The sequence below is a fragment of the Microbulbifer maximicatervae (SeqCode) genome, assembly GCF_052467615.1.
Window position 1 is genome coordinate 3,382,426 of record NZ_CP174319.1, and the last position, 22,900, is coordinate 3,405,325.

At 53.2% G+C, this 22,900-nt stretch carries 20 protein-coding genes and 1 other RNA gene; 6 read left to right on the forward strand and 15 right to left on the reverse strand.

Going from position 1 to position 22,900, the window contains the following annotated elements; translation table 11 throughout:
* Positions 1 to 60: 60 nt before the first annotated feature.
* The 14 genes from ACJJIM_RS14950 to rsmI all read right to left on the reverse strand — a co-directional run bounded on the left by ACJJIM_RS14950 (position 61) and on the right by rsmI (position 15,395).
* Complete coding sequence (locus ACJJIM_RS14950) at positions 61 to 747, reverse strand: cell division protein FtsQ/DivIB (protein ID WP_413665884.1); 687 nt, start codon at positions 745 to 747, stop codon at positions 61 to 63.
* Positions 748 to 880: 133 nt separating this feature from the next.
* On the reverse strand, positions 881 to 2,344 hold the full coding sequence (gene murC / locus ACJJIM_RS14955) for a UDP-N-acetylmuramate--L-alanine ligase (protein WP_444911377.1): 1,464 nt from the start codon (positions 2,342 to 2,344) through the stop codon (positions 881 to 883).
* Between the two features lie 29 nt (positions 2,345 to 2,373).
* Positions 2,374 to 3,471: an undecaprenyldiphospho-muramoylpentapeptide beta-N-acetylglucosaminyltransferase gene (gene murG, locus ACJJIM_RS14960; protein WP_413663010.1), complete on the reverse strand. Its 1,098-nt coding sequence runs from the start codon at positions 3,469 to 3,471 to the stop codon at positions 2,374 to 2,376.
* Positions 3,471 to 4,694 carry a putative lipid II flippase FtsW gene (gene ftsW, locus ACJJIM_RS14965; protein WP_444911378.1) on the reverse strand — a complete coding sequence of 408 codons (1,224 nt, stop codon included), beginning with the start codon at positions 4,692 to 4,694 and terminating at the stop codon, positions 3,471 to 3,473. Before ftsW ends, murG begins: the two co-directional genes overlap by 1 nt.
* Positions 4,691 to 6,073 (reverse strand): UDP-N-acetylmuramoyl-L-alanine--D-glutamate ligase, encoded by a 1,383-nt coding sequence (murD, locus tag ACJJIM_RS14970; RefSeq protein ID WP_444911379.1) that lies wholly within the window; start codon positions 6,071 to 6,073, stop codon positions 4,691 to 4,693. Before murD ends, ftsW begins: the two co-directional genes overlap by 4 nt.
* Positions 6,074 to 6,081: 8 nt before the next feature.
* Positions 6,082 to 7,167 (reverse strand): phospho-N-acetylmuramoyl-pentapeptide-transferase, encoded by a 1,086-nt coding sequence (gene mraY / locus ACJJIM_RS14975; RefSeq protein ID WP_444893034.1) that lies wholly within the window; start codon positions 7,165 to 7,167, stop codon positions 6,082 to 6,084.
* Positions 7,167 to 8,546: a UDP-N-acetylmuramoyl-tripeptide--D-alanyl-D-alanine ligase gene (locus tag ACJJIM_RS14980; protein ID WP_444911380.1), complete on the reverse strand. Its 1,380-nt coding sequence runs from the start codon at positions 8,544 to 8,546 to the stop codon at positions 7,167 to 7,169. The genes mraY and ACJJIM_RS14980 overlap by 1 nt, the downstream gene beginning before the upstream one ends.
* Positions 8,539 to 10,071, reverse strand: coding sequence for a UDP-N-acetylmuramoyl-L-alanyl-D-glutamate--2,6-diaminopimelate ligase (locus ACJJIM_RS14985; protein ID WP_444911381.1), 1,533 nt, complete (start codon positions 10,069 to 10,071; stop codon positions 8,539 to 8,541). Before ACJJIM_RS14985 ends, ACJJIM_RS14980 begins: the two co-directional genes overlap by 8 nt.
* A complete protein-coding gene (locus ACJJIM_RS14990) occupies positions 10,068 to 11,825 on the reverse strand; it encodes a peptidoglycan D,D-transpeptidase FtsI family protein (protein WP_444911382.1) in 1,758 nt (585 codons plus the stop codon). The genes ACJJIM_RS14985 and ACJJIM_RS14990 overlap by 4 nt, the downstream gene beginning before the upstream one ends.
* 188 nt (positions 11,826 to 12,013) lie before the next feature.
* Positions 12,014 to 12,289 carry a cell division protein FtsL gene (gene ftsL, locus ACJJIM_RS14995; RefSeq protein WP_413663017.1) on the reverse strand — a complete coding sequence of 92 codons (276 nt, stop codon included), beginning with the start codon at positions 12,287 to 12,289 and terminating at the stop codon, positions 12,014 to 12,016.
* A gap of 4 nt (positions 12,290 to 12,293) precedes the next feature.
* Positions 12,294 to 13,226, reverse strand: a complete 933-nt coding sequence (gene rsmH / locus ACJJIM_RS15000) for a 16S rRNA (cytosine(1402)-N(4))-methyltransferase RsmH (RefSeq protein ID WP_444907502.1) — start codon at positions 13,224 to 13,226, stop codon at positions 12,294 to 12,296.
* A gap of 12 nt (positions 13,227 to 13,238) precedes the next feature.
* On the reverse strand, positions 13,239 to 13,682 hold the full coding sequence (gene mraZ, locus ACJJIM_RS15005; RefSeq protein ID WP_282933875.1) for a division/cell wall cluster transcriptional repressor MraZ: 444 nt from the start codon (positions 13,680 to 13,682) through the stop codon (positions 13,239 to 13,241).
* A 455-nt stretch (positions 13,683 to 14,137) separates the two neighbouring features.
* Positions 14,138 to 14,493, reverse strand: an RNA gene (gene rnpB / locus ACJJIM_RS15010) — RNase P RNA component class A.
* A gap of 59 nt (positions 14,494 to 14,552) precedes the next feature.
* Entirely contained in the window at positions 14,553 to 15,395 is an 843-nt protein-coding gene (gene rsmI / locus ACJJIM_RS15015; RefSeq protein WP_444911383.1) for a 16S rRNA (cytidine(1402)-2'-O)-methyltransferase, read from the reverse strand.
* A 39-nt stretch (positions 15,396 to 15,434) separates the two neighbouring features.
* On the opposite strand from rsmI, the gene ACJJIM_RS15020 reads away from it, so the two are divergent.
* From ACJJIM_RS15020 to ACJJIM_RS15035, 4 genes are all read left to right on the forward strand, one after another.
* Positions 15,435 to 17,348, forward strand: coding sequence for a penicillin-binding protein activator (locus ACJJIM_RS15020; protein ID WP_413663020.1), 1,914 nt, complete (start codon positions 15,435 to 15,437; stop codon positions 17,346 to 17,348).
* Positions 17,335 to 17,697, forward strand: a complete 363-nt coding sequence (locus ACJJIM_RS15025; protein ID WP_413663021.1) for a YraN family protein — start codon at positions 17,335 to 17,337, stop codon at positions 17,695 to 17,697. Before ACJJIM_RS15020 ends, ACJJIM_RS15025 begins: the two co-directional genes overlap by 14 nt.
* 64 nt (positions 17,698 to 17,761) lie before the next feature.
* Positions 17,762 to 18,352, forward strand: coding sequence for an SIS domain-containing protein (locus ACJJIM_RS15030; RefSeq protein ID WP_108734203.1), 591 nt, complete (start codon positions 17,762 to 17,764; stop codon positions 18,350 to 18,352).
* Positions 18,353 to 18,355: 3 nt separating this feature from the next.
* Positions 18,356 to 18,946: a BON domain-containing protein gene (locus ACJJIM_RS15035; RefSeq protein WP_413663022.1), complete on the forward strand. Its 591-nt coding sequence runs from the start codon at positions 18,356 to 18,358 to the stop codon at positions 18,944 to 18,946.
* 68 nt (positions 18,947 to 19,014) lie between these two features.
* Here the strand turns inward: ACJJIM_RS15035 and ACJJIM_RS15040 are convergent, their stop codons facing one another.
* Positions 19,015 to 20,205, reverse strand: a complete 1,191-nt coding sequence (locus tag ACJJIM_RS15040) for an acetyl-CoA C-acyltransferase (protein WP_413663023.1) — start codon at positions 20,203 to 20,205, stop codon at positions 19,015 to 19,017.
* A gap of 174 nt (positions 20,206 to 20,379) precedes the next feature.
* Here ACJJIM_RS15040 and ACJJIM_RS15045 point away from each other — a divergent pair, with 174 nt between their 5' ends.
* Together ACJJIM_RS15045 and ACJJIM_RS15050 are read left to right on the forward strand one after the other, a co-directional pair.
* On the forward strand, positions 20,380 to 20,976 hold the full coding sequence (locus ACJJIM_RS15045) for a LemA family protein (protein ID WP_444911384.1): 597 nt from the start codon (positions 20,380 to 20,382) through the stop codon (positions 20,974 to 20,976).
* 2 nt (positions 20,977 to 20,978) lie between these two features.
* Entirely contained in the window at positions 20,979 to 22,886 is a 1,908-nt protein-coding gene (locus ACJJIM_RS15050) for a M48 family metallopeptidase (protein WP_444911385.1), read from the forward strand.
* The last annotated feature ends 14 nt before the right edge of the window (positions 22,887 to 22,900 follow it).

Genomic DNA, 22,900 nt, shown 5'->3' on the forward strand with positions numbered 1-22,900 from the left:
AACACAGCATTCGCTTTTAAACTTTTATCTATAAAACAGCCACCCGGGCTGCCTCGATGTTTACTTTTCTTCGTCTTTCCACTGAACCGCTACCGCATTGCTGTAGCGCGTATCGACGCTGACAACTTTTTGCAAGTGCGGCGCCAGTACACCCCGACTCAAATACAGAAAACGGTGTACCCGCTCCAATAAAGCATCATGGCCAAGTTTTAATTCAATTCCCGACACTAACTCCAGATGCCAACCGCTTAGGTCGTCAAATGACAACCGTTTAACCTCCATATCCCGCGTGGTCAGTAACCCCGCAAGCGCGCGGTATTGCAGCATAATCCGCTCTACCAATTCTTCATCCCCGGCAAGCTCGGGCAGGGACTGAACCCCCATATGTGACGGACGCGGCAGCAGATCCCCACTCGCTACCAACAATTTATCTTTACCCCAGGTGGCGAGAGGTTGCGCTTCAGTGATATCAACCTCAACACCCTTCGGCCAACGCCTGCTCACCGAGGCGGAAGTAATCCAGGGGTTAGACAGTAATGTCTGCTGCATCGCCTGAATGTCCGCTGAAAAAAAGCCCGCTTTCAAGTGAGGAAGAAGCACCTCTCTTAACTCTTCTTCAGTTACCGCATTAAAAGCCCCGCGTACTTCAACTTGCTCTAGAGCATCAACATTACTCAACTCAACCGATGGCACCCATCGCCATAACCAAACTGCACCATAGAGCAAAGCACTAAAGCCTGCGAACATCACCAATAAAAAAAAACACCGCTTCCAGTTCAGACGAAGCTTCTCGGGATCATCGGTTCCAAGAGGGCTCGCTCCGCGAGCTGTCTTTTTTTTTCTCCCGGCTGATTTCGTTCCAGCTCCTTTCACTAGCTACTTAGTCCTCGCCGCTGCGCTCGCCCAAGCGCCAATCAGCCAACCTTTGCGAAAGTGCTCCGACGTTGCCAGCTCCCTGGGTCAGGACAATATCACCTGGCTCCAACAGATCAGCTAATACCGGTGGAACCTGATCGATAGTTTCCATAAAAATCGGATCTACCTGTCCCCTGTTGCGTAAACTTCGCGCAAGCGTTCTGCCATCGGCACCAGCAATTGGCGCTTCACCCGCACTGTATACATCCAGCAAAATTAACTTATCCACCTCAGAGAGGACCTGGACAAAGTCTTCAAACAAGTCCCGCGTACGGGTATAACGGTGGGGCTGATAAATCATTACCAAGCGACGATCCGGCCAGCCATCTCGAACTGTCTTTACAGTAGCGGCTACCTCACGTGGGTGGTGACCGTAGTCATCTACCAACATCACCTTATCGGCTTCGGTATCATCGCTAACGGCATAATCACCGTAGATCTGGAATCGACGACCAACGCCCTGGAAGCCTATTAGACCTTGGCTAATTGCTTCATCACTAACGCCTTCATCACTAGCTACAGCAATTGCTGCAGTCGCATTGAGAACATTGTGAATACCCGGTGTATTCACAGAAACCTGCAATAGATCACCCTTGGGTCTCTGTACCGTGAAATGACTGCGCAGTGGTTCCTGCTTTACTTCAACGATACGGTAGTCATTACCCTCATCAAATCCATAGGTCAGAACCGGGCGGGAAAACTTGGGAATAACTTCCTGAACATTGGCGTCATCCCCGCAAACTACCGCCAAACCGTAAAACGGCAGGTTGTGAACAAAATCAATAAAGATCTGCTTTACCTTTTCGAAGTCTCCACCATAAGTTTCCATATGGTCTGCATCGATATTGGTAATCACCGTCACCATCGGCTGTAAGTGAATAAAAGACGCATCGCTCTCATCAGCTTCAGCCACTAAATAACGACTTTCGCCCAAGGCAGCATTGGCACCTGCAGCGTTGACCAGACCACCGATAACAAAGGTCGGGTCTTTTTTATCTGCCGCAAAAATTGAGGCGATTAAGCTGGTCGTGGTGGTCTTTCCGTGGGTTCCTGCCACAGCAATGCCATAGCGATAGCGCATTAGTTCACCGAGCATTTCGGCACGGCGTACAATAGGGATTCTCTTTTCTCTCGCTTCAACCAGCTCCGGGTTATCACCATGTACGGCAGAGGAATTGACCACAACATCAACGCCGCGAACATTTTCCTCGCTGTGCCCGATTTGGACCTTAACGCCCAATTTGCGCAATCTATCAGTAACTGCAGATTCACGCAGGTCAGAACCTGAGACTTCGTAGCCCTGGTTCTGCAGTACCTCTGCAATGCCGCTCATACCGGCACCACCGATTCCAATAAAGTGGATACGGCGGATACGGCGCATGGCCGGTACCGCATAACTTTTATCTTCGTTTGTCCGCACTGAAGACATTACTTTAACCTTCGTCCACTTATTCTGTGTTACCTGGCCGAGGCCAGCTCTTCTCTGCAAGCGTTAACCACTTGCTCAGTCGCATCAGTTTTTGCCGCTCGCCGCGCGGAGGTCGCCATTTGTAATAGTTTCTGACGATCTTCTAACAGGCTTTGTAACAAGCCGGATAACTTCTGCTCGTCCATTTCCCGCTGCTGCATAACAATCGCTCCGCCAGCATTTTGCAACCACTCGCCATTACGCGTTTGATGATCATCAATTGCAAAGGGGAAAGGCACCATGATTGCACCGACTCCCGCAGCTGAAATTTCAGAAACAGTCAAAGCCCCGGAACGGCAAATAATCAGGTCCGCAGAGCGGTAGGCCTCAGCCATATCCGCAATAAAAGGGACCACCTCAGCTTCTACTGCCGCCTCTTTATAGGCGTCTTTGGCAGCCTGAAGGTGGCGCTCTCCAGCCTGGTGGACCACTACCGGGCGCAGGGAGGGTTTCAGCAATGCGATTGCCTTAGGAACCAGTTCATTAATTGCTACAGCACCGAGACTACCGCCCAATACCAAAAGGCGCAGAGACGACTGGCTGCCAATTCGTGTTTCTGGCTCAGGCAATTCTGCAATTTCTTTGCGCACTGGATTACCCACCTGCCTGGCACCGGGTAACCCACTGGGAAATGCTTCAAGCACCTGGCTGGAAATCCGCGCTAACAAGCGGTTTGTCGTTCCGGCAACAGCATTTTGCTCGTGAATAATCAACGGTATCCCCCCGAGACGGGCTGCAACGCCCCCTGGGCCGGTCGCAAAGCCGCCAAAGCCGAGTACTGCATCAGGTCGTACTTGCTTAACAACGGTCCTGGCCTGAGCAATTGCCCGCAAAATTTGCAACGGGGCTTTGAGTAAGGCCAACTTTCCCTTCCCCCGAATACCCTCCACTTTAATGCAGTGCAAAGGAATATTTGCTGCAGGTATTAATCGGGATTCAATCCCGCGGGCAGTGCCTAACCACTCGACAACAGCTCCCTGCTCTTGCAACGCTTTAGCCACAGCCAACGCTGGGAACACATGACCGCCGGTACCACCGGCCATCAGCAAAAACTTCTTTCCAGAAAAACGCTTATTTACTTCAGGCATCAAACCGTTTCTCCGTTGCTGCCCTTCACACTGGACTTGGGTGAATGGAATATTGGCAGCTGACGCAAAAGCTCTAGCCCCCCGCTTCCGTTTTCAGCAGGCTCTTTTAGTTCAGCCCGAATCCGCATCGCCAAGCCGAGTAATGCACAACATACAATCAGGCTGCTGCCACCAGAGCTGACAAATGGCAGCGTTAGCCCTTTAGTCGGCAACAAGCCTGAAGCAACGCCCATATTCACGAAAGCTTGTCCAGCCAATAGCACTGCCATACCAAAAGCTAGAAGTGCAGCGAAAAATTTCTCCTGCACCAGGGCCTCCTTTACCAGGCGGAGCAGTGAGTAAGTGAGAACAACAAAAAGCCCTACCAGCACTACGCCACCCAACATTCCCCATTCCTCTGCCAGAATGGCGAAAATAAAATCCGTATGGGCCTCAGGCAGGTAAAACAGCTTCTGCACACTATTGCCCAAACCAACTCCAAACCACTCTCCGCGACCAAATGCAATCAGGGACTGGGTAAGTTGGTAGCCACTGGCAAACTGATCCCCCCAAGGATCCAGAAACGTCAGCAATCGCTGTAAGCGATAGGGGCTCATCAGTGCCATTATCGCCAGTCCACTCGCAGCCGCAGCTACCAATAAAAAAGTATGGGGAAGACGCGCTCCCGCCAAAAAAACCATTGCCAATACGGTGCCTGAAATTACAACCACCGAACCGAAGTCCGGTTGTAAAAGCAATAACAGAGCAACCGATGCGAGAATCACCACTGGCACCATAAAGCTGGTCCAGTGGCGTAGTTGCTTATTTCGACGAGTTAAAAAACTGGCAAAAAAAACTAACAGACAGAACTTAGCCACTTCCGCGGGTTGCACAGTTATGCCTGCAAATACCAGCCAACGCCGGCTACCGTTCACCTCCCGTCCAATCCCCGGCACAAGCACTGCAATCAATAACAGACAGGCAAACAGTAATAATGGCCAGGACAGTCGCGACCAAATTGACAGGGGAATCTGACTAACGACAAATCCAGCTAATCCACCAACCATCAAAAAAGCCAAATGACGCCTGAGGAAATACCAGGGATCACCATAAATATCCGTAGCAAAAGCGATAGATGCTGAAGCGACCATCACCACACCAATGCTAGCCAGAACCAGAACACTGAGTAGCAGCAGCCCATCCTGCCATTCACTACCTTGAGCCTTGATTACCTGGGCACTCACTGGGAGCCTCCAGCGGTATAGCCTAATTCCAAAACGGCCTGGCGAAAATCATCACCGCGGGCTTCAAAATTCTTATACATATCAAAGCTGGCACATGCCGGTGATAACAATACATAGTCACCGCTATTAGCTAATTGTCTGGCCTCAGCAACGGCCTCTACCATTGTGCTAGCCCTGCGAATCTCGCACAGGCCATCAAAGACACCGGCTATTTTCTCTCCATCCACACCGATACACACCAGGGCCCGGAGTGCTCTTGCACTTTTTCGTAAGGGAGCAAAATCAGCACCCTTGCCATCCCCTCCAGCAATAAGCACTATTTTACTGGTTGCCGTAGCCAAGCCATCCAATGCCGCCTGGGTTGCTCCTACATTGGTGCCTTTTGAATCGTTAACATAAACAACGTCTTCAAAATCAGCCACGCGCTCACAGCGATGTTTCAGCCCGCGAAAGCTGCGTAAAATTTTTAGCATCGCCTCAGTGGGTAGGCCCAGTGCATAACCCATTGCCAGGGCTGCCAAACCATTGGCAATATTATGCTTACCCACCATAGCCAAATCGGCCACAGGTATTAAAACTTCTGTGCCTCGAGCCAACCAGTTCTGCCCCTCATGCAAGCGCAGGCCAAACTGATTGAGATCCGGCTGATCAAGCCCAAAACTCCACTCCCGTCTCTCTCGAGAAAGAGGCCCCTGGGATAAGGGGTCCGCGCGATTTATCACGAACTGATCCGCTCCGCGATAAATGCGCTGCTTGGCCCGGTGGTACTCCACCATACTGGGGTAGCGGTCCATATGGTCCGCACTCATATTTAAAATGGTGGCTACGGTAGGTGCCAGCGAGTAGGTGGTTTCCAATTGAAAACTGGAAAGCTCCAAAACAAAGATGTCCGGCAGAGGTTTCTCAAGTAAATCCAGCACCGGCACACCGATATTGCCGCCCACACCAACTGTCAGCCCTGCCTCTTCAACCATCTCCCCCAGGAGTGTGGTCACTGTACTCTTTCCGTTGGAGCCTGTGATCGCGGCGAGCTTCGCTGTCGATTGCATCCGAGTCAGGGCCTGGGCAAATAACTCAATATCCCCAACCACAGGAATCCCATCCGCAATCGCCTGCTGCAATACGGGTTCAGCAAGCGCAACTCCCGGGCTGGCAATAATCAAGCTCGCAGCGAGTATTGTCCCCGGGCGCAATGGACCTGTTTCCACCGCAACCTCTGGGAACTCCTGACGAAAAGCTTCGAGCCCCGGCGGGTTATCGCGACTGTCTGCAACGACCGGTGTATGGCCGTAACGCAGCAGGTAGCGCACCACCGACTTTCCGGTAGCGCCAAGACCTATTACCACTTTCTGCTGTGAAGAAGTCGCGATCAGGCTCATTTATCTATTTATCGAATTTTCAGTGTTGCCAAACCAGCCAAGACCAGAATGACGGTAATAATCCAAAAGCGCACAATGACCCGAGGCTCCGGCCACCCTTTTAACTCAAAGTGGTGGTGCAGAGGCGCCATGCGAAAAATTCTCTTCCCCGTTAATTTAAAGGATGCCACCTGCAAAATTACGGAAACCGTCTCCATCACAAACACACCGCCCATAATGAACAGAATAATTTCATGACGAGTAATTACTGCAATAATTCCCAGCGCCGCCCCCAGTGCCAGAGCACCCACATCTCCCATAAACACCTGGGCCGGATAAGTGTTAAACCATAAGAATCCGAGTCCGGCACCACCGAGGGCAGCGCAGAACACCGCCAACTCCCCGGCTCCTGGAATTGCGGGAATATGCAGGTAGTCAGCAAATTCCATATGGCCGGATAAATAAGCAATCACCCCAAGTGCTCCACCCACCATCACAGTAGGCATAATCGCCAAGCCATCGAGGCCATCAGTCAGGTTAACCGCATTACTGGAGCCAACAACGACAAAATAGGTCAACAATATAAAAGATACCGGTCCCAGGTTTATCGCAACATCTTTAAAAAACGGGACAAAAAACTGAGTCTCTGCCGGGCTTGAAGCACTCATATACAGATAAATAGCTGCACCCAACCCGGCAACGGATTGCCAAAAATATTTCCAGCGAGCAATAAGGCCACGGGGATTTTTATAAACGACTTTTTTATAGTCATCCACGAAGCCCACAGCACCGAAAACAAAGGTAACTAATAAAGTAACCCACACGTAACGATTACTGAGGTCAGACCAGAGTAGGGCTGAGGCAAAAATTGAGGCGAGAATCAAGGTGCCGCCCATAGTCGGGGTACCAGATTTACTCAAATGGCTTTGCGGACCATCATCGCGAACAGCCTGCCCCACCTGTAAATGATTCAACCAATGAATCATGCGCGGACCCACAAGTAGTGAAATACCCAGAGCCGTCAACGCAGCAAGAATTGCGCGCACTGTCAGGTAGTTAAATACCGAAAAACCGCTGACATGTTGTTGTAATAGCTCCGCTAGCCAAAGCAGCATTACTTCTCCCCTCTGCTATTGCCAAGCAGTGCCTGCGCTACCAATTCCATACGGGCGCTGCGTGATCCTTTAACCAAAACTGTGGTTTGTTCATCCAATTGTTGAGTGAGAGCAGTAACCAGGGGCTCTCTCTCGCGATAATTGCGCAGCGACTCTTGCCTCCCCGCAGAAAAGGCCATGCTGGCGGCAGTACCCAGCGGCCCCAATGTAAACAGCGCATCCAAGCCCCGCTCTCGTGCCAAAGCTCCAACGCTTCTATGCATTTCCTCCGCGTCCGGCCCCAACTCCGCCATATCCCCCAGCACCAGAATTTTTTTACCTGAACGCTGTGACAGCAATTCAATGGCCGCACCTACTGAACCCGGGTTCGCGTTGTAACTGTCATCAATAACGGTTGCACCGGCTATACCTGCCTGCTCCTGCAAGCGCCCAGCAACCCCGGTCACCGTGTTAAGTCCGCTGATAATTTCAACCGCAGGTATTCCCGCAGCAAAAGCACATCCAGCAGCAACCAGAGCGTTGTGAACGTTGTGCTCACCAAGCAATTTCAGGCTAACAGGGTGGGCAACGCCTTCAATTACCAAGTCAAATGAAGGGCAACCATTGGGATTCAATACAATATTATCCGCATGGATAGCACACTCATTGGATAAGCCAATACCCAGAGTCTTTACCCCCTCGGGCATATTCTCCAACCAGTAATTCGCATAGCCATCATCGGTATTGATCACCGCCGTCGCCGATACATCCAAACTGGTATAAATTTGGCCCTTGGCTTTTGCGATAGCATCAACTGAGCCAAAGCCCTCGACATGCGCTGGCATTACGTTATTTACCGCCGTCACCTGCGGCTTGCCGATACTACACAGGTAGCCAACATCGTCAGGGCCGTTAGCTCCCATTTCGAGAATCAACACATCGTGTTGCGCTGTCAGCCCAAACAAAGTCATGGGTAAACCGAACTGGTTGTTCAGGTTTCCCTCGGTTACACAGGGTGTATGACTCTGGGAAAAAATTGCAGACAGCATCTCCTTAACGGTAGTTTTACCGCAGGACCCTGTAATCGCCACAACCGGACCGTCAAACTGCTCACGGCACAGTAAGCCAATTTGTCCCAATGCGACCGTCGTATCTTCAACGCGCCACTGCGGTAAACTGCAACTAGGCACTTCACGATCAACGACCAACCCCAATACCTGACCATCCAGCTCACCGACAAAGTCGTGAGCATCAAAATTTTCGCCAACCAGAGCAACAAATAAAGATTTGGGGTCCAGCTTGCGGGTATCCGTGCAAACCAGTTCAAACTCCACAGAGCCATTGATTAACTCACCACCAAAACGGCTTTGCAGTTGCTGCAACGTAAGGGAATTAATCACCTTGGCTCTCCTTGCCTTCACTTGACTGGCCCGATTCATCCACGCGGGCTTTGAGAGCTGCAGCAGCTTGCTCACGATCGCAGAAGTGAATTTTTTCACTGCCGATAATTTGGTAATTTTCGTGCCCTTTACCGGCGATCAATACAATATCCCCCGGTTGTGCTGCAGATACCGCCTGAGATATTGCTGTCGCGCGATCAATTTCAACTTCGATATTACTGGCAGCCCCTTCGAGAATATCGTCGATAATTTTTTGTGGTTCTTCGCTGCGCGGATTATCGCTAGTCACAATGGCACGGTCCGCCATCTCTGAGGCAATACGCCCCATCGACGCGCGCTTACCCGTATCCCGGTCACCGCCACAACCAAAAACACACCACAAATTACCGCGACAGTAAGGGCGCGCTGCTGCTAAAGCCGCGCGAAGAGCATCTGGTGTATGGGCATAATCCACCAATACACCCACATCATCGGAACCCTCAACCAGGACACGCTCCATACGCCCCGGCACCGCTTTGATAGTGGGGAAAGCGGCAATAATATCTTCAAAAGGCATGCCCTCTGCCGCTGCAGCAGCTACCACAGCCAGAGCATTGTGAATATTGAAATCGCCAATTAAGGGTGCGTGCAGCTCACCGCTGCCCCAGGGGGAATTAAGTTTTACAGAAAAACCGCGCTCATGGCGACGCAGGTCAGCAACATATAAATCGCCCGCCTGCAGCCCATAAGTAATAACGCGCAGGCCACGCAATTTGCAGCGCTCTGCCAACTGGGCGCCAAACGGATCATCCAGGTTGATGATTCCTCGCTTCAATTTTGGCAGTCCGAAAAGTTTCTCTTTGGCTGCGCCGTAAGCGGCCATATTGCCGTGATAATCCAAATGATCGCGGCTCAAATTGGTAAAAATTGCCGTATCAAAAATCAGCCCATGCACACGTCCCTGAGAAAGGGAATGCGAAGAAACTTCCATTGCGGCAGCGGCAACGCCACTATCGCGATAATTTGCAAAGTCCGCTTGTAAACTCACCGGGTCAGGCGTTGTTAAACCCGTTTCCTGCAATTCGATTTGGTTATCTTTCCAAACACCATTACCGATGGTGCCTATCAGTGCTGCACTGCCAAAGTGGCGAGCCAGTAATTGGGAAGTCAAATAGGCGCAAGTGGTTTTACCGTTGGTGCCAGTCACTCCAACCAAGTGCATTTCACCACTGGGATTACCGTGGAAACGCGCTGCAATTTCCCCTACCCGCTTTGCCAGACCGGGAACACTGACCACCTGGATATCACCACGGCTTTTACATTCCAACTTGTCGCCGTCGGCAAGCACTACCACAGCACCTGCAGTAATTGCCGCATCGATATATTCCCGACCATCGACCACAGAACCGCGCAAGGCCATAAATGCATCGCCCGCTTTTATCTTGCGGCTATCCAGGGCAATACCAGTGACAAAAATATCGGGAATACCGGCGTAACCCGGCACTAATTCTTTGATAGAAACAGAATGTTTTTCGCGCTGACTCACGATTTTGAACCCCTCTCGCTTAACTGCGCGGCCAATTGCCCCTCCGCCGATTCAATTTTTTCCGGCGGAACCTGCAACAGGCGCATAGCACCAGTCATCACCGAACCGAATACCGGTGCAGCAACTTCACCACCGTAATATTTGGCATGACTGGGATCATCAATAACAACTACCGCGGCAAGGCGCGGATTATCAGCGGGGATAAAGCCCGCAAATACTGAGCGGTAGCGATTATCCGCATAACCACTACTGCCAACTTTGTGCACAGTACCGGTCTTGCCGGCGACACGATAACCTTCTACAGCGGCAAGGCGCCCAGTACCCCGGGAAATCACCGTCTCCAACATCGCTGTAACCTGCCCAGCCAAGGATTGCTCAATAACCTGCTCAGGCTCGCCCGGCACTTTGTCACCGGATAAAACCAGGGAAACAGGACGCTTAACCCCTTCATTCGCCAGTACGCTGTAGGCTTGTGCCAGTTGCACAGCGTTAACTGTTAAACCGTAGCCGAAGGCGAAATTAGCCCGCTCGATTGGGTGCCAGCGGCTGCGACTGGGCAAGATCCCCTGTGCTTCACCGGGGAAGCCACTGCCCACTGCCTCGCCCAGACCCAAGCGATAAAAGAGTCCCCGCAGAGAATTTGGTTCCAAATCGAGAGCAATTTTTGTAATTCCCACCTGGCTCGACTTGGTAATAATCTTGGTGAGGTCTATTTTTCCGTAATTAACCGGGTCCACCAGGGTTTTTCCCGGCACGCGAATATATCCAGGGCTGGTGTTTATTTCTGTTCTTGGGGTGTAGCGCCCGGTTTCCAAAGCCGCCAATACCGTTAAGGGTTTCACTGTAGAACCCGGCTCAAACTGGTCGATCAGCGCACGGTTGCGCATAGCCGCCGATTTAACCCCTTTACGATCATTGGGATTAAATGAAGGCTGGTTGGCCATGGCCAACACATCGCCACTGTGAGTATCGAGAATCACCATAAAGCCGGAAGCGGCGCCGTTTTCCGACACCGCCCGCTTTAATTCCCGGTAGGCCAAATATTGCAGGCGCATATCGATAGACAAACGCAGATCCCTGCCCGGTTGCGCTTCCTGACGAATTGCCAAATCCCTTACCGTGCGCCCTTTCAGATCTTTAATTACCTGACGTGATCCCGGCTGTCCGGACAGCCAATCGTCGTAGGCCAATTCCATTCCTTCCTGGCCGCGATCATCGATATTGGTAAAACCGAGAAGCTGGGCTACGACCTCCCCAGCAGGATAGAAGCGCCGATACTCTTTTTTACTGAAAACACCTGTAATACCCAGGTCCAGCACTTTCTCAGCCTCTTCTGGAGACAGGTGCCGGCGCAGGTACATAAATTCTTTGTTTCGGTATTTCTTCAGGCGAGAGCCCAGTTTGGAAGACGGTAAATCCAGCGCGCGAGCCAGGCGCACTAAATTCGCATCGCTTATTTCACTCAACAACTTGGGATTGGCCCACAGGCTGTGTACCGGTGTACTGACAGCGAGAAGCTCACCGTTTCGATCGACTATTGAGCCCCGATAGGCAGCAATCTCTTCGGTGCGCAAGGTGCGGGCCCGGCCCTGGTCTTGCAGGAAACGATATCCGCGCTCAGCAGCAGGCACTACCTGCAGTTTGGCCAAGTGGAACACAAGGGTAAGAGCGAGCAGGCACAGCAGGACCGCCACCAGCGCAAAGCGCCAGCGGGCTATACCCGGCTGAATATCCTTTTTTTTGACTGCGCCCATGTTTTCCCAGTTGGCGTTATCTATTTACTTTGCATCCCGGCTGAGCATGCCACTCTCCAGGGCCTGAACTCCAAAACTCAATTAACGCAAAATTCTTTATAATTATTTAAAGGCCAAAGCCCCCAAACGCAGAAACCCCACCGGGCAAGCAGTGGGGTACTTACGTCTTCATCCAAGGCGGTTAAAACTTAATCCGCCACTACCAAGACCTGTTCCGAAGGTGCTGGCATATGCATTTTTAATTTTTCTCGGGCGACCTGTTCGACCCGGCTATAGGCAGACCAGGCACTTTTCTCCAAAAGGAGACGCTCCTGCTCATAGCGCAATTCATCGTGGGCTTTTTGTGCCTTACCCAGCTCAGCAGTTAACTCTCGGCTTTGTTGGGTGGTATGAATAACAGATAGCGACGACAGTATTACCGCTATCCACATTACCCCCACTCCAAGTAGAGCCTTGCCAGACATAAACTCAGCTTCCCGCCAGCTTTTCTGCCACCCGCATTACTGCACTGCGGGACCGCTGATTTTCATCCACTTCAACCGTGTTGGCTTTCACTGCCTTACCCACCGAGCGCAGTGACTTGGCTATCTGACTATCCATAACCGGAAGGCCACGAGGCAACTGGGGACCGCGCTCTTTTTCCCGAATAAAACGCTTCACCATTCGGTCTTCAAGAGAGTGGAAACTGATAATCACCAGTCGCCCACCCGGTGCCAGCAACTGCAGGGATTTATCCAATGCACTCTGCAGGTCATCCAACTCGCCATTAATATGGATACGAATAGCCTGAAAGACTCGGGTAGCAGGATGTTTACCTTTTTCCCAAGCCGGATTCGCCTCTTTCACAACCTCGGCAAAATCGAGGGTGCGCTCAAATGGTTTTTCCAGCCGGCGCTTCACAATGGCAGCAGCCATTCGACGGGCAAAACGCTCCTCGCCGTACTCTTTAAACACCCGGGCCATTTCGGCCTCAGCTTCAGTGTTGACCCACTCCGCTGCACTGATACCCCGACTGGTATCCATACGCATATCCAGGGGGCCATCCTGCATAAAACTGAAACCGCGCTCGGCCTGATCCAGTTGCGGCGAAGACACTCCCAGATCGAGTAATATTCCACTGACCTTGCCGGCAGCTTGCCCGGCAGCCTTATCCATATCGGCAAAAGACCCATGCCAAATGGAAAAACGAGATTCACCGGAAAACCGCTGCTCTGCAAATTCAACAGCCTGGGGATCTTTATCCACCCCTACCAACTGGCCATTGGGCCCCAAGTGCTCAAGGATTGAGGCGCTGTGCCCACCCCGGCCAAAGGTGCCATCGATATAAAACCCATCCGGCTCAGTCACCAGAGCGTCTACGGCCTCGCGTAACAACACACTGCGATGCAATTCTTGAGACACCCGGTACTCCCCTTATAAAGAGAGGGATGCCATTTCCTCAGGCATACCCTCTTCGTCTTCACTATCATCGAGCCAGGACATCCAGCGCTCCTCACTCCAGAGCTCCAGCTTTTTCCCCTGGCCCACTAACATCAATTTCTTTTCCAGCCCCGCGTACTCACGCAGAGTTGGCGGAATCAATACCCTGCCATTGCCATCCACCTGCAGTTCACAGGCATACCCGATCAGCAGGCGCTGAGCGCGCCGAGCCACTTTGTTAAAGCTGGGCAATGCTTCAATCTTCGGGAGAATTTGCTGCCACTGGGGCGACGGATACACCAACAAGCAGCGTTCCTCTGTATGGGCAGTCACCACCAAGCACCCCGCACACTCATCCAACAGCCTATCGCGGACGCGTGCCGGTATTGCCAGACGCCCCTTGGCGTCCATATTGATTGCGTGGCTGCCCAAATACACGTTTAGTGGTTCTCGCTTTGGAGATCGCGCCTCTCGCGACTCACTCCCATATGGCAGGTCAATGGAGAAAGATGTTCGACTTTAACCTGGCGGTGTGAACACCCACTTACTTATCGCGAATAAACCACAAATTTCCACGATTTTCCACTTTTTCCCACTCTCGACACTATAAAACTGGTCGACACAAAGTCAAGGAATTCGACCCCAAAGTCCCCATAACCCCTTGTAAAATCGCGGCCTCCAGAGAAGTGGCGCATATTGGCACATTGAAACTAGTCGGAACAGCCCTATCTGGCACGATCGCCCCCTTAACAGTTAATCAATTTTTTTGCGCCAAAAAGAGGCTTTAGCCGAAATTAAACGAGAAGAAATAGGCGAACACAAAGAGGGCTACCGGAGCCGGGACCACCACATCAGGCAAACAAAAAAGCCCGGCGAATGCCGGGCTTTTGAAATTGTTGAGCTGGCCTGTAAGCCGGGTTCTGTCGAGGACAATCATTCATCTGGGATGCCTGTCACCAGACACCTCAAGCGACCTACCCGCCCTCAGTGCGGGTCACACCTATAGAGGGCCTATTTGGTCTTGCTCCGAACGGGGTTTACCATGCCGCGGACTGTTACCAGCCGCGCGGTGCGCTCTTACCGCACCCTTTCACCCTTACCTGTACTCCAAAAAAGGAGCCATCGGCGGTCTACTCTCTGCTGCACTTTCCGTAGGCTCGCACCCCCCAGGCGTTACCTGGCGTTCCACCCTATGGAGCCCGGACTTTCCTCCATCGCACAAGGCGACAGCGATTGCCCGGCCAGCTCGCGGCGAAGAGTAAAGAGGCGACAGACGGATTGCAACAGGCAATTGCAGCAATCAGTGCCTTATTTTTGCTCCAGGCTCCAGTTGTACAGGACTTTCTTTTTCACTCCAGTAATTTCGGCAGCGATCGCCGCCGCCTTTTTCGGCGGCAACTCCGCCAGCAACAGCGACATTACACGCTGTGCCTCCCCATCCAGCTCACTTTCACGAGAGCGCTCTGCACCACGCACCATCAAAACAATCTCACCGCGCTGCTGATTGCTGTCAGCTCGGACCCACTCAACCAACTCAGCCAGAGGCATCAACTGAAAAGTTTCAAAGGCCTTGCTTACCTCGCGGGCTATCACCGCCTCTCGATTACCGCCGAACACGACCGCCATTGCTTCCAGAGTATCGGCAACCCGATGCGGGGCCTCGTAGAACACCAAAGTACGGGTATCACTGGCCAACTCCTGCAGGGCTCGCTCACGGGCACCGGACTTGGCCGGCAGAAATCCCTCGAAACTAAACTTGTCACTGGGGAGTCCAGCGGCACTCAGTGCAGAGACAAAAGCACAAGCCCCCGGTATCGGAGAGACTTTGATTCCTCGCTCTCGGGCTTCACGCACCAGGCGATAACCGGGGTCTGAGATCAGTGGGGTGCCCGCATCGGAAATCAGGGCAATGGTCTGGCCCTGCTCCAAACGCTGCAAAATCTGCTCTGTGCGCTTGTCATCCGAGTGATCGTGATATGCCATCAATGGCGTATCGATATTAAAATGGGAAAATAATCGCTGACTGTGACGTGTGTCCTCCGCCGCAACCAGATCGGCACATTGTAGAACTTCGATCGCTCGCGGTACCATATCGGCCAAATTACCAATGGGCGTAGCGACAATATAAAGCAGCGCCTGATCCGGCCCCATAGCTGTTCACTCCAAATATAAATATTGCGGGAGAAGATTATGTCCGCCTCTTCCCGGCGCACCTCTACTGTAATCACCAGAATGGCAGCTGCCTCACTGGCAGTCGCACTGGCTGCTTGCCAGACACCGGCTTCCCGGCCAAACGTTTACCAGCCGGATTATTCGGCCGGCCACACCGCAAGCCGCAGTGAAGCTGTACGTATGCTGCGCAGTGCCGACACCCTGCCGGCACCGGCGCGGGATCAACAGCGCCTGCAAGCGGCCGCTATTCTATACGAGCTGGGAGATAAAGAGACGGCAAAAGAGGCGGTAATCAAAATTACGCCCGAACAACTGGACGACAATCTCTTCGCCAGTTATGCACAGGTCTATGGCAGCCTCCTTGCCGCAGACGACGACTTCTTTGAAGCCCTCGACCTGGCAGCCTCTCCACGACTGGACAATGTGTGGTCGGAGCTGCCGCAAAAGACTGCCTTACCTCTACGCAGCCTACGGGCTGATCTGTGGGGACTTCTGGGCAATCTGGACAGCGCGATTAGTGAGCGGCGCGAAATCTCCTATATCGCCCGATCCGACGAAGCGATCACAGAAAATAACAACGGCTTTTGGCATCTCTTGACCCAGCTGCCCTCCAGTGAATTGCAGGCTCGCGCCACCCAAAGCAATGACACCCAGATGCGCGCCTGGTATCAACTCGCCCTGCTGGGCCGCGACACCCAGACGGATATCAGCTCACAGCTGACCGCCCTCAGCCGCTGGCGCGAGCGCTGGCCTGCCCATAGTGCCAATTCCCATCCGCCACAGGCACTGCAGCTGTTGGAGCGCTTGGCCGCCCAGCGGGCAGACCGCGTAGCGCTGCTCCTGCCACTGTCCGGCCCCCTGGGCAACGCCGGCAGGGCAATCCGGGATGGCTTTATGGCCGCCCACTACACCGCTCTGAATGCTGGCGGCGCAACTCCGAAAGTGATGGTTTACGACACCGGTTCCGATCAGCCATTCGAGGAAATTTACCAGAGCGCCGTAGATGCCGGTGCGCAGATGATTGTTGGACCACTGGATAAGAGCAAGGTAGCCAACCTGCTTGCCACAGAAAAACTGCCAGTGCCTACTCTCGCCCTCAACTACGGCGATGAGGGGCGCCTGACCACAGACCTGGTCCAGTTTGGCCTGGCAATTGAAGATGAAGCGCGGCAAATTGCCCAGCACGCCTACCGACAGGGCAAGCGACAGGCAATGGTCCTCACCGCTGACAATAGCTGGGGGCAGCGCGGCGCTGAAGCATTTGAAGAAGAGTGGCTGCGCCTCGGTGGCTCAGTTAGCATTCGCCGGACGTTTAAGGACAACAGCAAGTTCTCAGCCCTGGTCAGCGATGCCCTGTTAATTCCCGCCAGCAACACGCGCAAGAAGGAATTGCAGAGTCGCCTGGCGGCAAAGCTGGAATTTACCCCCAGGCGCCGTGACGATGTCGATATGGTATTCCTGGCAGCACAACCCCAGCAGGCGCGCCAACTCAACCCCATGCTGACCTACTACTACGCCAGTGACCTGCCCGTATACGCTACCTCTCATGTCTTTGGTGGCAGCATCAACCGCAATCGCGACAGGGATATGAACGGTATTCGCTTTACCGCCCTGCCCTGGCTGTTTGAAAGCAATCAAACCAAGCAGGATATCGAGGAGCAGGCGTCGCCCGCACCGGCTTTTGCCAGACTGTATGCCCTAGGTGCCGATGCCTTCCGCCTCTACCCGCGCTTGCCGATGCTGCGCCAATTCCCGGAACAGAAAGTACACGGTCTCACCGGCGCATTGAGCCTGAGCGCCGATGGCCGCATAGTGCGCGAACAAATGTGGGCGCGAATCGACAAAGGGGTGCCGGTGCCCATCACTACCGTCGAGCCCCAATTGCCGCAGCGGGAGCCGATCGAATTAAGTGGGAATCGTGAGGCTTTTTAAGGGCTCAAGCGGCACTGTCGGCAGCCAAATGGAGGCTGCCGCGGCCCGCTATTTGCAGCGCGCGGGGCTCACCTTATTGGAGCGCAATTATCGCAGTTCACACGGAGAGATAGACCTTATCGCCCGTGAAAGCGATACTGTCGTGTTCGTGGAGGTGCGCTTCCGCCGCAAGAGCCAATTCGGCGGGGCCGCAGCCAGCGTGGATTCACGCAAGCAAGCTAAGCTACTGGCCACTGCCAGCCGCTATTTGCAGCAACATAAACTGGACTGTCCGTGCCGCTTCGATGTCCTTGCCATAGATGGCGATGCACAAAACATCCAGTGGATTAAAAGCGCCTTCGAAGCCTGAGGCAAAACCGAGATTTACCCCGTCAAGTTATGGTGAGTTCGAGCTCACCTGAATTAAGGACACAATGGAACAGCGAGTCGTAACCCTTTTTCACCACAGCCTTGAAGCCACAATGAACGCTGGCGAGATACTGGCCCCGCTGATTGCAGAAGCCAGCGAAATGGTGGTGCATACACTCTTGGCAGAGAGCAAAGTCCTGCTCTGTGGCAATGGTGTCAGTGGCGCATTGGCGCAAAGTTTTAGCTCGCAACTGACCGGCGGCTTCCAGCGCGAACGCCCCGGCCTACCGGCTATGGCCCTCAACAGCGACGGCGTCTCCATGGGCACCGTTGCCTCGAACCACGGCGGTGCAGACACCTTCGCACACCCGGTTCGCGCCCTGGGGCAGCCCGGTGACCTTCTCGTAATTATCAGCAGCGATGGGCGCGACTCAAACCTGGTTCAGGCCATGCGTGCGGCTCGGGACCGGGATATGGGCATACTCGCACTGACCGGCGGTGATGGCGGCGACTGCGCCGCCCTGCTCGATACCCATGATATTGAACTACGGGTGCCATCCGATGTCGCAGCAGAGGTACACCAAGTACATCTTCTGACAATTTTTTGCCTGTGCGACCTAATCGACAGTAGTTTGTTTGGTGGCTACGAGGAATAAACGATGAACAACAAAAAGTTGACCCTGGGGAAATATCTCCTGGCTGCCCTCGCGGCAACCACCTTGTTAGCGGGATGCAGCACTGTATTGGAGGCCACCCATGACGGTCCCATACAGCAGGACCCCGGCGAGCGATCTTTTGGCACCTATATTGATGACCAGCGCATCGAGACGGTGACCACAGTCAATATCAACAAAGCTCACCCGGACCTGAAAACCTCGAATATCAATATCAATTCTTTTAATGGTGTTGTACTGCTCACCGGCCAGGTGCCCAGCCAGGAACTGCGCCTACTCGCCGGGCGCACAGCGGAACAAGTACAGAATGTTCGCCAGGTCTACAACGAAATTCAGGTGCGCGGCAAAGTCACTTTACTGGCCAGCACCAGCGATACCTGGCTAACCACCAAGGTGAAGAGCAACTTGTTTGCCAATAAGGAAGTAGACAGTGGTCGCATCAAAATTGTGACCGAGAATGGAGTTGTTTATTTGATGGGACTGTTAACTCCTGCCGAAGCGGAACGGGCAGCCGAAGTGACCCGCTCGGTAGGCGGGGTACAGAAGGTTGTGAAAGCAGTGGAATACATCAACTAATATTTCCCGCACTACACAAACAAAACGGAGGCAACTGCCTCCGTTTTGTTTGTGCTCAAGCCTGTAATTTATACGCGCTCTATAGCAACCGCTGTAGCCTCACCGCCACCAATGCACAGGCTTGCCACACCCTTCTTGGCATCGCGCTTTTCCATCGCTGCCAACAGGGTAACCAGGATACGGGCACCACTAGCACCTAACGGGTGGCCAAGGGCACAGGCACCACCGTTAACATTGACCTTCTCCCAGGGCAAATCGAGCTCACGCATTGCAGCCATAGTCACTACCGCAAATGCCTCATTAATCTCGAATAGGTCCACATCCGCCGCAGACCAACCGGCATTTTCCAGCAGCTTGTGCATAGCGCCGACCGGAGCCGTAGTGAACCACTCGGGCTCACGGGCAAACTGGGATTGCCCTTTGAGAACAGCCAGAACTTTCAAGCCGCGCTTCTCAGCTTCACTTTTGCGCATCAACACCAGCGCCGCAGCACCGTCAGAAATAGAGCTGGAGTTCGCTGCGGTTACAGTACCGTCTTTACGGAACGCTGGCTTTAGTTGAGGGATTTTGTCTGGACGGGCATTACCTGGGGCCTCGTCGACACTCACCTCAATCTCGCCTTTGCGAGAGGCAATCGTGACGGGGGCGATTTCACGAGCAAAATCTCCACTCTCAATCGCAGCCTGGGCACGCGCCAGAGATTCCAGGGCAAATGCATCCTGCTCTTCGCGGGTGAAATCGTACTTATCCGCAGTAGATTCGGCGAAAGTACCCATCAGCTTGCCATCCGCAGCATTTTCCAGGCCATCCAGGAACATGGAATCTTTAACCTCTCCATGACCGAGGCGCATACCAGAGCGGGCCTTGGCCAGCAGGTAGGGGGCATTGCTCATGCTTTCCATACCACCAGCAACGATAACCTTACCCTCACCCATCAGCAGGGCATCGCGGGCCATCATCACAGTCTTCATTCCGGAGCCACACACCTTGTTAACAGTGGTGCAAGGAGTGCCGACCGGGATGCCGGCACCCAGTGATGCCTGACGTGCCGGAGCCTGACCAACACCTGCCGGGAGCACACAACCCATCAGCACTTCATCCACATCGGCAGGTGCCACACCCGCGTCCTCAAGGGCTGCGCGAATCGCCGCAGCACCCAACTGCGGGGCAGTGAGGGCTGAAAGGCTGCCCTGCATAGCGCCCATTGGCGTACGCGACATTCCGACAATCACTACAGGGTCCGAAGTTACATCACTCATTCTGGCTGCTCCAAGTTCTGTGCCGTCATCACTGTGGTGGCGGCAATTGTTTTAATGTCGCCGCATTATAGCCGAAGCCCCACCCCGCTCCGCCAGGGGTGCGGCCGGTGCGCATCAGTATCAGCCCATCGTGTTACTATTTACGCCACCAACAGGGATAAATAGGGGAGCGTTATGGGATCTACGGGACTTATTGTGCTGGCGGTAGTCATCGCACTGTTCTTTTTCATCATCAGTATCTTTAACAAACTGGTTTCACTGAAAAACCACAGCGAAAATGCTTTTGCGCAGATAGAGATACAGTTAAAGCGACGCCACGACCTGGTACCAAATCTGGTAGAGAGTGCTAGGGCATACCTGAATCACGAGAAGGAAACCCTGGAAGCGGTAATCAGTGCGCGCAATACCGCAATTTCAGACCTTAAATCTGCCGCTAAAAACCCTACCAATCCGGCCGCTATCGATAAGCTCGGCCGCGCAGAAGGCCTTCTCAACAGCGCTCTGGGTCGCCTGAATATGGTGATTGAGGCCTACCCGGAACTGAAAGCCGACCAGACCCTTCGCGAACTCAACGAGGAGTTAAACAGCACCGAAAACCGCGTGGCATTTGCACGCCAAGCTTTTAACGACTGCGTCACCAGCTACAACATCTACAAGCAGAGCTTCCCCCCAGTATTTCTGGCCGGCCTTTTTGGCCACAGAGCCAACGCCCAACTGCTTGAGTTCGCAGACTCAGAAACCTTTCAAGTCGCGCCACGTATCGAGTTTTAAATATGAACTTTTACGTTCACCAGGACAAAGCCAAGCACAGCAGTCGTTTGCTGGTTTTCCTGTTCAGCCTGGCCCTCATTACCCTAATCAGTTTGAGTACCCTGGCTACGGCAGCCATGGTGTCACTGTCTCGCGGCCAACCATTTACTCCCTTTGAAGTTGTGCAACTTCTGGGCTGGGAGACCCTTGGCTCAATAGCCTTTGTCATCGGTACCGTCGTTATTCTGGGCAGTCTGTACAAGTTCCATCAATTATCCCCTGGGGGAAAGGCTGTGGCGGAATCCCTGGGAGGGCACAAACTTAATACTTCCGCGCGGACTGAGCGGGAAAAGAGAGCACTCAATGTTGTGGAAGAGATTGCTATTGCAGCAGGTATTCCGGTACCCGATGTCTACATCATTGAGGACAGCACCATCAATGCCTTTGCCGCTGGCCAAAACCCTACCAACGCCATTATTGGCCTGACACGGGGCTCCTTGGAAAAGCTTACCAGGGAGGAACTACAGGGAGTTGTTGCCCACGAGTTCAGTCATATTCTCAATGGAGACATTCGTCTAAACACCCAAATCACTGGGCTGCTCCACGGAATCTTAATTATTGGACTTTTGGGGCAGCTCCTTGTCATAAGCCCGGCACCCCACAGGCGCATAACCCCCATAAGATATCCGCTACTAGGCCTGGGAATAACTCTGATTATCCTCGGCTACACCGGTACGCTGATCGGCAACCTGATCAAGGCCGCAGTCAGTCGGCAGCGGGAGTTTCTTGCCGATGCCTCCGCAGTACAATTTACTCGCAACAACCTCGGTATTGCCAACGCACTGAAGAAGATCGGTGGCCGCGATTTAGGCTCAGAACTCAGCAGCCCCAACGCAGCAGAGTTTAACCATATGTTGTTCGCGGTTGGAGTAAAACGCTCCCTGCTCAGCCTTTTTGCCACTCACCCTCCACTGCCAGTTCGCATCAAGAGGCTAGAACCCGCCTGGAATGGCCTATTCGCCAATACGGAAGAACAGGTAAAAAGTGAAGCCCAGACTTTAAAACCCAGTGAATTGCAAAATCCTCAGTTCGCCATGGCCGCTCCTACAGCGCCTTTCCAGGCTGCTCTGGATGCGGTGGACAACAGCATTGCCAAACCAGATACACATCAAGTCGAGCTTGGACATCAACTACTGAGCTCTATTCCACCCCTTATCCAGCAGGCTGCACACGAACCCTTTACCGCCCGGGCACTGGTTTACTACCTTCTTCTGCACAAGGATAAAACCGAGCGAGACAAACAGCTAAACCTCTTGGAGAAAATTGCCCATCCCGCTGTTATCCGCGAGATGAAAAAACTCACTCCACATATGCAATCACTGCCGAGCAACGCTCGCCTCGCATTGATAGACCTATGTATCCCGGCCTTGCGTGCCCTAGTCCCTCAGCAGTACCAGATCTTTAAACGAAATCTTATCAAGCTTCTACACAGCGATGGGAAAGTTGAAGTTTGGGAATGGGCCCTGTACCGGGTATTAATGCACGCGCTCGACGGCGCTCCAGATCGACAGCGCCTCTCCCACAGCAAACATGCCAACAAAGATGCTTCACGATTTATCATTGCAGCCATCGCCCATGCAGGAAACAGCCAATACCTTCCAGCAAAACGTGCTTATGAGAAGGGACTCAATGCTCTCAGCCTTGAAATAACCCCGCTACCCGGCATCGTTGATATCACCCTGCCACGACTGGACAAGGCCATTGCAATCGCCAGCCTTATCCCGCCCCTGGAGAAACCCGGCTTACTAAAAGCGATTGTGATCACCTTGAATCACAATGGGGTAATTAAAGCGGAGGAGATCGAATTGTTAAGGGCCATCGCTGACAGCCTGGACTGCCCTATGCCACCGATTATCCATAAGGCTAGATAGCCGCACAACGCCAG

Bases quoted from the DNA above. Each gene is read 5' to 3' on its own strand.
- ACJJIM_RS14950 (WP_413665884.1), bottom strand. From the start codon at position 747: ATGTTCGCAGGCTTTAGTGCTTTGCTCTATGGTGCAGTTTGGTTATGG.
- murC (WP_444911377.1), bottom strand. From the start codon at position 2,344: ATGTCTTCAGTGCGGACAAACGAAGATAAAAGTTATGCGGTACCGGCC.
- murG (WP_413663010.1), bottom strand. From the start codon at position 3,471: ATGCCTGAAGTAAATAAGCGTTTTTCTGGAAAGAAGTTTTTGCTGATG.
- murD (WP_444911379.1), bottom strand. From the start codon at position 6,073: ATGAGCCTGATCGCGACTTCTTCACAGCAGAAAGTGGTAATAGGTCTT.
- mraY (WP_444893034.1), bottom strand. From the start codon at position 7,167: ATGCTGCTTTGGCTAGCGGAGCTATTACAACAACATGTCAGCGGTTTT.
- ACJJIM_RS14990 (WP_444911382.1), bottom strand. From the start codon at position 11,825: ATGGGCGCAGTCAAAAAAAAGGATATTCAGCCGGGTATAGCCCGCTGG.
- ftsL (WP_413663017.1), bottom strand. From the start codon at position 12,289: ATGTCTGGCAAGGCTCTACTTGGAGTGGGGGTAATGTGGATAGCGGTA.
- rsmI (WP_444911383.1), bottom strand. From the start codon at position 15,395: ATGGGGCCGGATCAGGCGCTGCTTTATATTGTCGCTACGCCCATTGGT.
- ACJJIM_RS15020 (WP_413663020.1), top strand. From the start codon at position 15,435: ATGTCCGCCTCTTCCCGGCGCACCTCTACTGTAATCACCAGAATGGCA.
- ACJJIM_RS15030 (WP_108734203.1), top strand. From the start codon at position 17,762: ATGGAACAGCGAGTCGTAACCCTTTTTCACCACAGCCTTGAAGCCACA.
- ACJJIM_RS15035 (WP_413663022.1), top strand. From the start codon at position 18,356: ATGAACAACAAAAAGTTGACCCTGGGGAAATATCTCCTGGCTGCCCTC.
- ACJJIM_RS15040 (WP_413663023.1), bottom strand. From the start codon at position 20,205: ATGAGTGATGTAACTTCGGACCCTGTAGTGATTGTCGGAATGTCGCGT.
- ACJJIM_RS15045 (WP_444911384.1), top strand. From the start codon at position 20,380: ATGGGATCTACGGGACTTATTGTGCTGGCGGTAGTCATCGCACTGTTC.
- ACJJIM_RS15050 (WP_444911385.1), top strand. From the start codon at position 20,979: ATGAACTTTTACGTTCACCAGGACAAAGCCAAGCACAGCAGTCGTTTG.